The 13,841-nt window shown below is 34.6% G+C and carries 14 protein-coding genes; 3 read left to right on the top strand and 11 right to left on the bottom strand.

Going from position 1 to position 13,841, the window contains the following annotated elements:
* Positions 1-18: 18 nt before the first annotated feature.
* From HM983_RS04150 to rsgA, 6 genes are all read right to left on the bottom strand, one after another.
* The gene (locus HM983_RS04150) at positions 19-345 is read right to left on the bottom strand and encodes a nucleotide pyrophosphohydrolase (RefSeq protein ID WP_179344145.1); all 327 of its coding nucleotides are present in this window, start codon (positions 343-345) and stop codon (positions 19-21) included.
* A gap of 1 nt (position 346) precedes the next feature.
* Entirely contained in the window at positions 347-2,365 is a 2,019-nt protein-coding gene (locus HM983_RS04155) for a DUF3857 domain-containing protein (protein WP_179344146.1), read from the bottom strand.
* A gap of 28 nt (positions 2,366-2,393) precedes the next feature.
* Positions 2,394-4,298, bottom strand: coding sequence for a DUF3857 domain-containing protein (locus HM983_RS04160; RefSeq protein ID WP_179344147.1), 1,905 nt, complete (start codon positions 4,296-4,298; stop codon positions 2,394-2,396).
* Positions 4,299-4,417: 119 nt separating this feature from the next.
* A complete protein-coding gene (locus HM983_RS04165) occupies positions 4,418-4,945 on the bottom strand; it encodes a metal-dependent hydrolase (RefSeq protein ID WP_179344148.1) in 528 nt (175 codons plus the stop codon).
* Complete coding sequence (dtd, locus tag HM983_RS04170) at positions 4,945-5,397, bottom strand: D-aminoacyl-tRNA deacylase (RefSeq protein WP_179344149.1); 453 nt, start codon at positions 5,395-5,397, stop codon at positions 4,945-4,947. The genes HM983_RS04165 and dtd overlap by 1 nt, the downstream gene beginning before the upstream one ends.
* Positions 5,394-6,344: a ribosome small subunit-dependent GTPase A gene (gene rsgA, locus HM983_RS04175; RefSeq protein WP_179344150.1), complete on the bottom strand. Its 951-nt coding sequence runs from the start codon at positions 6,342-6,344 to the stop codon at positions 5,394-5,396. The genes dtd and rsgA overlap by 4 nt, the downstream gene beginning before the upstream one ends.
* A gap of 86 nt (positions 6,345-6,430) precedes the next feature.
* On the opposite strand from rsgA, the gene HM983_RS04180 reads away from it, so the two are divergent.
* Positions 6,431-6,904 (top strand): hypothetical protein, encoded by a 474-nt coding sequence (locus HM983_RS04180; RefSeq protein WP_179344151.1) that lies wholly within the window; start codon positions 6,431-6,433, stop codon positions 6,902-6,904.
* Between the two features lie 99 nt (positions 6,905-7,003).
* Here the strand turns inward: HM983_RS04180 and HM983_RS04185 are convergent, their stop codons facing one another.
* Genes HM983_RS04185 through HM983_RS04200 form a run of 4 tightly spaced genes read right to left on the bottom strand, consistent with a single transcriptional unit; the run spans position 7,004 to position 10,925 of the window.
* The gene (locus tag HM983_RS04185) at positions 7,004-8,086 is read right to left on the bottom strand and encodes a bifunctional 3-deoxy-7-phosphoheptulonate synthase/chorismate mutase type II (RefSeq protein WP_179344152.1); all 1,083 of its coding nucleotides are present in this window, start codon (positions 8,084-8,086) and stop codon (positions 7,004-7,006) included.
* A gap of 24 nt (positions 8,087-8,110) precedes the next feature.
* The gene (locus HM983_RS04190) at positions 8,111-8,962 is read right to left on the bottom strand and encodes a prephenate dehydrogenase (RefSeq protein WP_179344153.1); all 852 of its coding nucleotides are present in this window, start codon (positions 8,960-8,962) and stop codon (positions 8,111-8,113) included.
* Positions 8,959-10,101, bottom strand: coding sequence for a pyridoxal phosphate-dependent aminotransferase (locus HM983_RS04195; protein WP_179344154.1), 1,143 nt, complete (start codon positions 10,099-10,101; stop codon positions 8,959-8,961). Before HM983_RS04195 ends, HM983_RS04190 begins: the two co-directional genes overlap by 4 nt.
* Positions 10,098-10,925, bottom strand: coding sequence for a prephenate dehydratase (locus HM983_RS04200; RefSeq protein WP_179344155.1), 828 nt, complete (start codon positions 10,923-10,925; stop codon positions 10,098-10,100). The genes HM983_RS04195 and HM983_RS04200 overlap by 4 nt, the downstream gene beginning before the upstream one ends.
* Positions 10,926-11,259: 334 nt before the next feature.
* On the opposite strand from HM983_RS04200, the gene gldA reads away from it, so the two are divergent.
* Positions 11,260-12,159: a gliding motility-associated ABC transporter ATP-binding subunit GldA gene (gene gldA / locus HM983_RS04205; RefSeq protein WP_179344156.1), complete on the top strand. Its 900-nt coding sequence runs from the start codon at positions 11,260-11,262 to the stop codon at positions 12,157-12,159.
* 96 nt (positions 12,160-12,255) lie between these two features.
* Entirely contained in the window at positions 12,256-12,972 is a 717-nt protein-coding gene (locus tag HM983_RS04210) for a hypothetical protein (RefSeq protein WP_179344157.1), read from the top strand.
* Positions 12,973-13,090: 118 nt separating this feature from the next.
* Here the strand turns inward: HM983_RS04210 and HM983_RS04215 are convergent, their stop codons facing one another.
* Positions 13,091-13,834, bottom strand: coding sequence for a head GIN domain-containing protein (locus tag HM983_RS04215; protein ID WP_179344158.1), 744 nt, complete (start codon positions 13,832-13,834; stop codon positions 13,091-13,093).
* Positions 13,835-13,841 lie beyond the last annotated feature (7 nt).

The following is a 13,841-nucleotide window of genomic DNA, read 5'->3' on the forward strand; positions in this document are numbered from 1 at the left end:
GCCGAAGCGGGAACAAAATTACTTTAATTTCTCGTTATTATGATGTCTATCGTGGTCTCGTTTTGTTTTTTTTTCCATCTTTTTATCAAATGAGGTCTGTAAATCTATACCTGTTTGATTCGCCAGACATAAAACTACAAACATTACATCTGCCAATTCCTCTCCCAGGTCTTTGTCTTTGTCGCTTTCCTTTTCGCTTTGTTCTCCATAACGTCGTGCGATAATGCGAGCAACTTCACCCACCTCTTCAGTGAGTTGTGCCATATTGGTAAGCTCGTTAAAGTAACGGACACCATGCTCTTTAATCCATATATCTACTTCTTTTTGGGCATTTTTAATATTCATTCTAGCTCTTTTTTAGAACAACCTGTTCAGCTTGTTTTTGTATGATTTTTTCATAAAAATCCTTGAAGATTTCATAATCTGCAGGATCAATTAAAGAATTATTTAATTCTAATGTGATATTAAACTGGAGAAAAGATCCATTTTGTTTTCCGATAAAACTGTATGTTGCTATACCATTATTAAACTCTATAATTTCACTTTGCGGCATTGAATCTACAACGTAATTCTCTGGCAATTTAATATTCACCAAATATTTATCATTAAATGGGGTTACAAAATCTATAGGATAATTTCTTTTATCCAATTTAAACGGACTCTCTTTATCTGCCATGAAAAGCAAGGGCGTAAGGTATATGTTATCACCGATAACATCGACAGCATCAGGCAACTCATAATTATACGACAATTTTAAAGGTTCCATAATTTGTTTAGAGTTTTCCATTGCCAAATCGCTTATTTCTATTGCACCTTTATTTTTTTCAATTGCTTTTCTATGGTCATCTGAACTCATAGATGTATAGCGTTGTCTGTAATTCAAAGCAGTATGTGAAGTTAAACCTTGCATTACCTTACCTGCTGCAGAAGCATCATCGTTTAGTGTAACGTTGAGCATTGTGGATGTGTTAGAAATGTTAGATGGTCTCAGTGGAATCCAACCAGATGTTCCGTTTTCTTTTACAATCCTTCCTTGCCAATTAAGGGCTCTCACAGGTAATATATTAGGTGCACAATATGGTTCTGTTGCGTCAAGCAATACTGCATTCTCACCATCTTGTACCAAACATACCACATAATTAAACCCATTTCTTGTTGGAAAAAGTGGAATCCCATTATTTTTAGTACTTACCAATACGGGATTTGCTTCTATACCTTGAGATTTAAGCATAGCTATTAATAATAAATTGATGTCTCCAACATTGCCCACACCTTCCTTATATGCATTTTTTATTCCTTTTTGTGCTGTGTATCCGTTGTTGCCATTCCATTTTACTTTACTCTTTACGTAATTAAAAAGCGCTGCTGTTTTTTCGAACGGTTCGCTTGCACCACCCAAAACAGAAGGCAAATCTTTTTTAAAAAAATTATGTCTCGACAATTCACCTCCAAAAGAATCATAATCATAAATAGTTTTTGAGACCTTTTCCCAATTGGAAGACAGAGCCTTTTCAACAGTGCCAATTTGAGTCAGGATAGCGGATAGCTCTAAACTCATTTTAGACAAATAATTATCAATGTTTCCTGCAAAAGCCTCAGCTCTGACAGCTGGAATATTTTCTTCATCGATTTTTATCGTATTGTCGAAATATTCACTTTTGGATTGTGAAAATGATGTGCCTGTAGCTGTAAAACCTTCACCTCTATTTGTATTAGTTGAAGTAAATGTCCTATTATCCCTACCCTCTTTAATCTTAGGATAATAAAACGCCTGAATGTTCATTTGTTTGTCATATTGATAATACTGAGGAGTCGCAATTGACATGACTAATTTGTTAGTTGGAATAAGTGCCTGGAAGTACAAATCGTCTATTTGCAGAAATGGCGAGACAATTTTATAAGTATATTCTATAACCGATCCGTCATTAATATTAGGCATGGTGAGGGTAGTAAGCTCTAGATACTCGTTAAATTGCTCTTCAAAAATCCCATCTTTTTTCAACTTGTCCTCATCGACTTTACCTTCTTTGATATTGTAGGTATAACCTTTAAGACCTCTTAGTTTTTCATTCGCGCCAGCCTTACTTTTATATAAGTATATTTTTTTTGTAGCCCAATCATAACCTTCTTTATTGTAAATCTTAATTCTCTCATGGACCTCGCGCTCTTGCATAAAACCGTCTTCTTTAGTGTAAGTAAAACTAATGGTTTCTTCTTTGTACAATATAGCTGCATTTGCAGATGAGTCCAAAGGGTGTACTGTTTCAGCAAGTTCTACTTCCGAGACTTTACCAAATTTGTAATCTTGGGCATTAATAATGGTAGTGCTAAATAATAAGCACATTGTGATGTAAAGATTTTTCATGTTAAAAAGTGATTGATTGTTAGATTGGTTAGATGGATATTAAGACGATTTTGGCATTATCTGCCTTAACAATTTTTTTGTTGAATTCCCTAAATTTCATATAGTCATCTTTTTCATAATTACCCTTCTTCATAATGTACTTCCTAGAATATTTTAATTTATTTCCTTCTAATGGTTCGATGTTATAGCTGTAACTACCAAATTTAGTTTCTATGGATTCATTATCGTTCATGGCTTCAACCTTCATGTTTTCTGGTATTTTGATTATAAACTCATCAATATCTGTAAATCCTCTTGTAATTTTAAAATCTGATTGCCGATTTTCGTAGCGAGGAGGTACAGCAGAAATTTTATTGAACATGTTAGGCTGTAGAATAAGTCTATTTCCTGTTTTTGAAGCATAACTAGTGGCATTAACTGCTATTTTTTCGGTATAGACAATATTCTCTTTGTCATTTTCGAGGATCATTTCGCCAATGTCTAAACTATTAATGTTATCCCAATAGTTCTTATAGTACATCTTTTGATCTCTAACGTTTTGATTTTCGAGGCCTTCATGCAGACCATATTGATAACCCGTTGTTTCAATTTTCACTTCCGCAGTAAAGCCACCATTTTCATTCAAATTGATTAATGCATCCGTAAGTTGCTTGCTCTCCTCTTCAGAATAATACTTGGTATGTACAATTTTGCCACCTTCTGGCGTGATCAAAAGCACATCCCTATCGTCTGTAAAACCAGCAGTAAAACCGAAAGGGTTTGTTTGGCTCGTGCATTCAAGAAAAATGTTTTCTTCTTCATTTGGTAAGCACAAAATAACATGATTGCCTTCGGTTACTGAAAAATCCTTATCTATATTTTTTAAATCGGTATCTCCATAAACTACGGTATAATAAGAAGGGACATCCACGGCTTCTAATAGCGCTTTTGTATAATTAGTTAAACCCTTACAATCCGCATAACCCAACCGGTCCACCTCATTGGCCAACATTGGTTTCCATCCTCCAATACCAACTTGGACGCTAATATATCTGGTTTTGTCTTGCATGTACTTATAGACCAGTTTGGCACGCTCTAACTTATCTTCTACTCCCTCTGTCAAAGCCTTTACGTCATTAATTGCAGTTTGTGGCAACTCATCCGTACCCATGAGTAAATTGTTATACATCCATTTTCCGAAATCTTCCCATGTGTTGTTTACCCCTTCGACACCTTCCATATCAAATTGAGTTAAGGCCAACTTGAGTCTTGGCGTCATCTCAGAAATATTAGGGCTGTATTCTTCAGGTTTGATGGCCTTTAGATTTTTTGCCACCACGTGGTGTTTTCCATTAGTTTCTACATTGAAGTTTTCAAAATTTTGAGACTTTGCTTTTATTTCGACATCCGAGTTGTTGATTAACTCATATTCTGAATGTTGTACCGATAAATAGTAACTATCTATTGGATTCCATTCTGGGACAAAGGCTGTACTCCTCTGCTCTACTTCAGAATAAAATTCTATTGTATAGGGATAGTTAACTGGTGTATAATCCAAATATTTTACTCTAAAGTCTGAATACAAAGTACCGCCACTTACTGCGCTCTCATCATTAAAATCTCGAGATTTTACTTTTTTTATTTCCTGGCCAGATGCATCAAAAATTCGAACTTCGAGATCTTTAATTTTAATATTATTATTATAATGCTCAAAGGCATCATGATGTCTTTCCCCATATTTATTAAAAACTGTAACAACTCGTTTTGTAGTAACATGCATCCTATTGTAAGCAGAAACTTCAACAACCTGTTTTTCGTAACGCACTACGGCATTTGCTTTTGGTATTAATTCAAAAGGTGTTTTAGAAGAAATATAATCGTTGTCTGTTTGTGCAAATGAGAAAATCTGGAATAAGAATAGCAGGCATAGAACCCTCGAAGGAATTTTCGACATAAAATTTAAGCTTAGATTAGGACTTACAATATAAAAAGTAAATCTAATCCACCCAATTATTGGATTACCAAAGTACTTTCCTACCTTTTAAAGTAATAAAATATACGACCAAATGCAGTTTATTGCTTAGTTTCAGTTCTTTTTCTGCCAAAATAGTTAACCGATAGTAGCACAAAACATGGTATTGCTATAAATTTTAATTCACTTAATATAACTTTTAATCCCCATTCTGAAAAAAATCTACGGATGCCAATTGGAGATACTCTAATTTCTCTGAATGAAAAAAAATATCTCGAATTTTCAAATGGTATAAAAAACCCAACACCCTCGCCTCCTGTGGTCATGGCATCAAGAATACCGTGTGACATAGTTGATATAAACAGAACTAGGAAAGCAACATACTTTCTATCCTTAAAAAATATTAATGAAATTAAACCTCCCCAAACTGTGGCAAACAAAATAGAATGTGTAAAACCACGATGACCTAAAGGGTGAAGATAATCAGTACCTAATCTAAAAGCTATAACATCTAAGTCTGGCAACATCGCAGATCCTATGGCCAAATACATTAAAAGTTTATTAGATTTTTGATCTATGACTTTTGTCGCTGTGTATGCCACTAACCCATGACCGAAAATTGATGCCATTACTCTCTATTTTTTGAGTCTATAATAATGGTTACTGGACCGTCGTTAACCAAATGCACGTTCATATCTGCTCCAAACTCTCCTGTCTGTATGGTTTTACCCAGCTCACTTTGAAGTTGACTAATAAACTGCTCGTATAACGGAATGGCAATATCAGGCTTAGCCGCTTTGATATAGCTCGGACGATTACCTTTTTTTGTACTCGCATGAAGGGTAAATTGACTAACAACAATAATATCACCATTGCAATCATTTAGAGAAACATTCATTACACCTTTCTCATCAGGATAAATCCTAAGATTAACAATTTTTTTGCACAACCAATCGATATCATCTTGCGTATCTTCTTTTTCAATTCCGAGCAAAACCAGAAGACCTGTCTTAATAGCTGCCACTTTTTGGTTATCGATCTCAACTGAGGCTTCAGAAACTCTCTGCAAAACTATTCTCATTCGCTATCCCAGTTATCAGTTCTATAGTGTTCATCTTCACCCTCCAAGATCTGAAGATAACTTCGGTATCTAGTGTGAGGTAATTCATCGTTATCCAAAGCTTCTTTTACAGCACATTTGGGCTCATTGACATGGATGCAATTGTTAAATTTACAGTCTTGCTTTAATGCAAAGAACTCCGGAAAATAATCTCCCACTTCTTCCTTCTCCATATCCACAACTCCAAACCCTTTAATACCAGGTGTGTCTATAATTTTAGCATCAAAACTTAAATCGAACATTTCGGCAAATGTTGTGGTGTGCTGTCCTTGCATATGCTGATCTGAAATTGCCTTTGTTTTTAAATCTAAAGATGGCTCAATGACATTTACCAATGTAGATTTACCCACTCCTGAATGACCTGCAAACATACTTACTTTACCCTCCATCAATTGCTTTACCATCTCGATATTTTCTCCTGTATTTGCTGAGATTTCAATACATTCATAACCAATTTTTCTGTACAGATTAGTGAGGTTTTTTACTTCGAGCAATGTAGCTTTGTCATAAGCGTCAATCTTATTGAATAGCAAAACAGTTTCAATACCATAAGCCTCTGCTGTTACTAAAAAACGATCTATAAAACTCGTAAATGTGGGTGGGTTGTTAATGGTCACCAACAGAAAAACCTGGTCTATATTAGCTGCTATTATATGCGTTTGCTTGGACAGGTTCACCGATTTCCGAACGATATAATTTTTCCGTTCTTCAATGCGATTTATGACTCCCGTTTCAGTATTATTTTTAGTTTCTAGCTCAAACTCAACCTTATCGCCCACGGCAATAGGATTGGTACTTTTAATGCCCTCCAACCTAAATCGGCCTTTTATGCGGCACTCGTAAAATTTGCCATTTAGGTTCTTAACGGTGTACCAACTACCTGTAGATTTGTAAACTGTACCTGTCATTCAATCAGATTAGACTACAACAAAGAAACGATTTTAAACCAAAATATGTTAATTTTAAAACTATAATCTTAAATCAGAAAAAACACATGAAAAAAATTTTACTCATTACCGGATTAGTGGTTGCAGGCTTTTTTTCTTTCTCTTTTATTAATGATGAAGAACCTGCCGCTCAAACAGAATACAAGGTAATAACCGCTGTCGAATCTATTGTGCCTAGTGGACTAGGAAGATCAAGGCTTATTTCGTCTAACGAAGATCGTAATTTTGAAGAATTTACTTCTGAGCGCTCAGACGATGATGATGAAAGAAACAAATCTAAACGTAGTAACATTAGGGTCAAGGATTTTGAAGAAACCAAATTGCTTAACTTTTATAATATTGCTGGTATTCGCTTTCAGAATATTGTCGCAAATGACGCTGTTGTAAGTTCTAAACTAACTGCAATGGCTAACGAAGGCTGGGAATTAATGTTTATAAACAGTGCCGTGGAAAGTGACAGTGGTGAAGGTGACGGTCAAGGAATTTTTGTGACGCGTTACACTTTTAAGCGTGAAAAGTAAGTTGCAAATGCCATTATAGCAAAATTGAGCATAGCCGAAAAGCATGTTATTTTTCGACTATGCCCAAAATGACATAGTATATCTAACGTTTAAATGCGATTAATTATTAATAATCTTTTCTTGATGGTTAATCGACTCTTGGTGGATGGCCTTAAATACACGAAGAATAAATTCCTCACTTAAGTTTTTCTCATCACCTTGAAGAATCATTTTACCCAAAATCTCATTCCAACGTTTAGATTGTAGTACCGCAACATTATGTTCTTTTTTGAGCTGTCCTATATCGTCGGCTATATTCATACGTTTGCCCATCATTTCAATTAATTGATGGTCAATCACATCAATCTGAGTTCTTAGCGTGTTTATTTTGTTTTTAAATTCTGTAGCCTCACCAACTTCTTTACGAATTTTTAGATCCTCGGTGTATTTAACTAAATCGTCAGGAGTAATTTGTTGGGCAGCATCACTCCAGGCATTGTCAGGATCGTGATGTGTTTCTATCATTAATCCATCGTAGTTTAGATCTAAGGCTGTCTGACATAATTCAAAAATTATGTCACGACGACCAGCAATATGAGAAGGGTCTAGTATTAATGGTAAATCTGGAAAACGATTCTGTAAATCTACCGCAATCTGCCATTCTGGATTATTCCTGTATCGTGTTTTTTCATAAGTAGAAAAACCTCTATGAATTACACCCAAATTATTAATATCATTAGTATAAAAACGCTCAACGGCACCTAACCATAGGGATAAATCTGGATTAACAGGATTCTTAATCAGAACAGGTTTATCAGTTCCTTTTAGAGCATCCGCAATTTCCTGAACAATAAATGGACTAACGGTTGTTCTTGCTCCAATCCATAGAATATCTACATCGTGTTTAAGAGCCAGCTCCACGTGATTGGCATTGGCAACTTCAGTAGTAATCATCATGCCAGTTTCTTCCTTAGCTTTTTGAAGCCACTTTAGCCCCAAAGCTCCTACGCCTTCAAAATTTCCTGGACGGGTTCTCGGTTTCCAAATTCCTGCTCTATAAACCGTTGCATCACTGTCCTTTAATTTATGTGCTATTTTTAAAACTTGCTCTTCAGTTTCGGCACTGCAAGGACCTGCTATTACCAATGGATGGTTAAGCTTAAATGCGTCTAACCAGTTTCTAAGTTCTTTTTTATTTTCCATAGTGCTATTAACTCTTTATCAATTTTATTTTATTCCGTTTAATATATCTTTTATATGATTGGTTGTTTCCATCTCCTTGTAAACAGCCCCAAAGTTCTCTTGTTCCATTAATTTTTTAAAATGCTTCAAATTGTTAATGTATTCATCTAAAGTTTCGATGACATTAGTTTTGTTTTGTTGAAAAATTGGGGTCCACATTGCTGGAGAACTTTTTGCCAAACGAACAGTACTTTCAAAGCCGCTACCAGCCATATCGAAAATATCGCGCTCGTTTTTTTCCTTTTCAATTACGGTTTTCCCCAACATAAATGAGCTGATATGCGATAAATGTGACACATAGGCAATATGCTTATCGTGTGCCTTTGGGTTCATGTATCTTATGCGCATACCTAAATCTGAAAACAACTTCAATACTTTCTCTTGAAGCTTAAATGCCGTTTCTTCAACTTCGCAAATAATATTGGTTTTGTTTTCATAAAGTCCAGTTATAGCTGCACTCGGACCAGAATATTCCGTTCCGGCAATGGGATGTGCTGCCAAATAATTTCTTCGTTTTGGGTGATTTTTAACTATAGCACAAATATCTTCTTTTGTTGAACCTGCATCAAATACCACGGCTTCATCAGCAATATGATTTAAAACCTCAGGCAAAACTTTTAGTGTGGCATCTACAGGTATGGCCAAAATCACTAATTCAGCTCTTTTTAAATCTTTTAGTGTAGCTTTTTCGTCAATAATCCCTAATTCTATAGCTTCATCTAAATGTGCTTCATTATTATCAATACCATAAATTGTTGCATTTGGATTTAATTTTTTGATATCCAGCGCAAAGCTTCCTCCAATTAGACCTGTTCCTATGATGAATATTTGTGTCATACTCTTGCTATAGCTTCATTTATTGTAGATTCTGATGCACAAAGCGAAAATCTCACATAACCTTCACCATTGCTCCCAAATACTGTTCCTGGTGCAATGAAAATAGAGTGTTCTTTTAATACTAAATCCGTAAATTCTTCAGACTTAATATGAGGAGGTAATTTTGCCCAGACAAACAAGCCTATTGCATATTTATCATAAGTACAATTGAGGGCCGTAGCCAATTTCCAAATGAGTTTTCTTCGTTCTTGGTAGACGCTATTTAGACTTAAAAACCACATGTCGGAACTTTTCAGCGCTTCTACAGCACCTTTCTGAATACCGTAAAACATCCCAGAATCCATGTTACTCTTTACTTTTAGTACTGCAGTTAAATAATCATAATTACCTACCAACATACCAACTCTCCAACCTGCCATATTAAATGTTTTACTTAAAGAATTAAGTTCCAAACAAACATCTTTTGCATTTCTATATCGCATAATGCTAATAGGTCTATCATTGAGCACAAAACTGTAAGGATTATCATTTACAATTAAAATATTGTGGCGTTTTCCAAAGGCAATTACATCGTCGTAAAACTTATTGGTAGCTTTTGCTCCGGTTGGCATATGAGGATAATTGATCCACATGATTTTTACTTTCTTCAAGTCCATACGTTCTAACGCTACAAAATCAGGTTCCCAATTATTTTTTTCGGTTAAATCGTAAAGAACAGGTTTGGCTTCTAACAATTTTGTTACGGCTGCATAGGTAGGATAACCTGGATTGGGTACTAGAACCTCATCACCTTTATTTAAAAAAGCCATGGAAATATGCATGATCCCTTCTTTACTACCCATTAATGGCAACACTTCTGTTTTGGCACTTAAATTAACACTGTAATGCTGTTTATAGAAGCCAGCAATTGCCTTCCTCAGCTCAGGCAAACCTTGATAGCTCTGGTATTTATGAGCATTAGAATCTTTAAGACTATCACTAAGTGCGTTGATGGAACTGTTGGAGGGCGCTAAATCTGGACTTCCAATGCCCAAATTAATAATTGGCTTTCCTTGCGAAATCAGAAAAGCAACTTCTCTAAGTTTTTTAGAGAAGTAATATTCTTCTACACTTTTTAGACGGTTAGCGACTTTAATCATGATCTTGCATTTTTATATTCACCTAACACTTTAAAATTCTCTGCCATAAGTTGCATTATCGAAATGGATTTCTCATAATTCTTATATGCTTCAAAAGTTACATCGACAAAAAAGGCATACTTCCAAGGGGTTTCTATTTTTGGTAAGGATTGTATTTTGGTTAGGTTAAGTTTACAATCGCTCATAACATTAAGTATAGTAGCTAAGCTACCACGTTTGTGATCCAACTCAAACTTTATCGATGCTTTATTAATTACTTTTTTTTCTGTTTCAAATTTTTCTTGCTTAACGATTACAAATCTTGTTTCGTTGTGGTTTATGGTTTGAATACGTTCTGCCAAAATCTCTAAACCATATAAATTGGCCGCATTTTTACTGGCAATTGCCGCAATACCTTTTAAACTTCTATTAGAAATTTGTTTGGCCACGTCGGCCGTATCCTTAGCTTCAACCAGTTTAATGTGTGGATAATTTCTAAAAAACACCTTGCACTGCAACAATGCCATAGGATGCGAATGTACCTCTTGAATATCCTTAATCGCCTGTCCATGTAAAGCCAATAAATTATGCTGAATATCAAGATAATACTCACCAACAATTTTTAAATTATGTACATCGATTAAGGCATAATTTGGAATGATAGAACCAGCAATAGAATTCTCTAACGCCATTACCACATGTTCAGTTTCTTCTGCCAATAGAGCATCCACAGCGCTATCAAATGTCATACACTCTACCACATCTGTGTCAAGATTAAAATAGCTCTGTACCACTTCGTGATGAAACGAGCCTTTGATCCCTTGTATGGCAATTGGTTTTTTCAAGTTTTTAATTTTTTATATGCTCTTAAACGAGTTCGGGACTCTTTAACCAAATATGGTTAAAAAGAAAAAGTCCCGATTAAATCGAGACTTTTATAAATTATATATTTTAAATAAAACATACTAAGCCTCGTTCCCTTTGCTGAAAAAGAAATAAAACCAGTTGTAATATGCTTTAGATATGTTCATTTTTAATTATTTGGCTAATGTAACTAATATTTTTACAAATTAAAATTGTTGAAATACTTTTTTAAGATTATCGTTTAATTTTAAAGTATATGTATAAATGTACCATCAAAATTATATAATAGCTATTTTTGAATAAATTTCATCCAATATGTCAATTGAAGTCCAAAACGTAACAAAACAGTATAAAGATCAAAAGGCGCTTGATAATGTATCTTTTAAAGTGAAGGATGCTGAAATTGTTGGTTTTTTGGGGCCAAACGGTGCTGGTAAATCTACCATGATGAAAATCCTTACCACTTATATCGAAGCTTCCGCAGGCTCTGCGAATGTTAATGGATATGACGTTACTGACGAAAAAAAGAAGGTCCAAAGCAGCGTTGGGTATTTGCCGGAACAAAATCCACTTTACACCGAGTTGTACGTAAAGGAATATTTGAATTTCAATGCCAATGTTTATGGCACTTCAAAATCTAGAATAAATGAAGTTATTGAATTAACTGGATTGAGTCCGGAAGCGCACAAAAAAATTGAACAGCTATCTAAAGGTTACAGACAGCGCGTGGGATTAGCAAATGCACTCTTACACAACCCTGATGTTTTAATTTTAGACGAACCCACTACAGGTTTGGATCCTAACCAACTAGTTGAAATTAGAAATTTGATAAAATCTATAGGCAAGGAAAAAACCGTCTTTCTATCTACACACATTATGCAGGAAGTCGAGGCGATGTGCGATCGCGTAATCATTATCAATAAAGGAGAGATTGTTGCGGATAAGTATTTAAAGGACTTACGTAAAGGCCAAGAGCAAATAGTGATTGTGGAATTTGATTACCGGGTCGAAGATGTTTTCCTGTTAAAATTACCCAATGTAACTTCAGTAAAAAATACTCACGATTTTATTTACGAAATTACATTCTCTACCAAAGACGACATGCGCTCACATGTATTTGATTTTGCACACGATAATAAACTGAAAATTCTTCAGCTGAATCAGAAAAATACGAGTCTGGAAAGTTTGTTTAGGGAATTGACCAGTACATCTTAACCCTTCGAATTAAAAAAAGGTTCATTATCGCAATAGTGGTTAGCTTAACGCAACCAATTGCGACAATCAACATCTAATATAAAAAAGAGTTGTGCTATGAAAATAAGATTTGACTTCTCATTACTATTGTTATTGATGTTGGTGTTATCATCTTGTGAAGATATATTTGAACCAAGCGGAATCGAAACGAGGGTTTATGGTCGAATGTATGATAGTCAAAATGAATTACCTCTAACAAATCATAAATTAAGAATAGGTGAATACAATTTAACACCTGGATTCGGTTCAGCACCGAACATTGATTTTATTCAATATGTAGATTCATCAACAACAGATTCAGCTGGTTTTTTTGATTTTGCGTTTACTACAAGTGGTCAAGGAGACAGATATCAATTGGAAGTCGATTTTGATTATGACAATTATTTTGGTTTAACTGATGATAATGTCTTTGGGCTTTTAAACCAAGAACTTAGCACTGAATTAGATACTTTAGGAGTAGATAATGAAATAAATTACGAAGTTTTATTTTTTTTTCCAGTAAATCTGAAATTTACTCTTGATTCTGATGTTCAGTTTTTACCAATTAGAATACGTGAACCTTTTAGTCGTGTGGTAGATAATTTAACCGAAACTGGAGTTGGAATAAGTCGTATTTATCATATTGACAAAAATTTAAGTTGGCAAATAGAATTAACTAGAACAACATCTGATGGACAAGCGCAACATGTGATTTTTGATATGCCAGCAACTAATAGTACTGATTTAGCAGAATTTGAATTTTATATAAACGATAGTGATTTTATTGATTATTAAAACTCTACACATAACCCAATACACACTTAATTACCGGTTTTACATTACTTATGGGAATCTTCGCAGATTTTCTATTTGGTTTTACGTATTTAAAAACGCAACCAGTCATACAACCGCGTTATTCAAAAATTAACTTGCCAATATAAATTTGCTCAACATCTACAATTGGTGGTTGGTTAACCGAAATCAAATTTCCTGTACCTCTGAGTTGACCTTTTAATGATTGTTGAGGGTTTACAACCATATCGTTACTTCCACGATGGGAAATTTCAACATTTTGAGCCACTAGATCCCTACCTTCAAACCGTCCCGTACCAGAGAAGAAACCGACAAAAAGGTGGTCGACTTGTCCTTCTAAATAAAAGAATGAAATATTATTGGAAATGATATCTAAATTTTGAGAATTGACATTTAACCTAAAATCACCGACGGTGAATTCTGTGCTTTCAGAAAAATCTTCTGAAACCAAACTTAATTCAGAATAATTTAAAAGACCATCTGATGAAACTTCATATTGGGACGATGTTCTTATTTCCGTGATATTCGGTGATTCCACATAAATTTTTGTAATGCCGAAATCCCTTACATAATTGCAGGTATTGTTGTCTGTTAATTGCAATCGGTTGCCAATGACCTCAACAACAACATCGTTTAAAAGATTTTTTCCGGTTTCAATGGTGACCTTGTAATCTGGCGCTTCTTTGATTATTAATTCGATGTCACGGTTAACAAGAATTCTTTCAAAACCCGAGACTTCAACTTCTTTCTTAATAATTTCTCCTGCTGTTTGAAAACAATCGTTAGCATCCTCGCTGTTACAGGCAAAGATTAATAACAATAATATATAAATCGTTTTTTTCATATTTAAA

It is taken from the genome of Winogradskyella ursingii, assembly GCF_013403975.1.
GTDB lineage: Bacteria > Bacteroidota > Bacteroidia > Flavobacteriales > Flavobacteriaceae > Winogradskyella > Winogradskyella ursingii.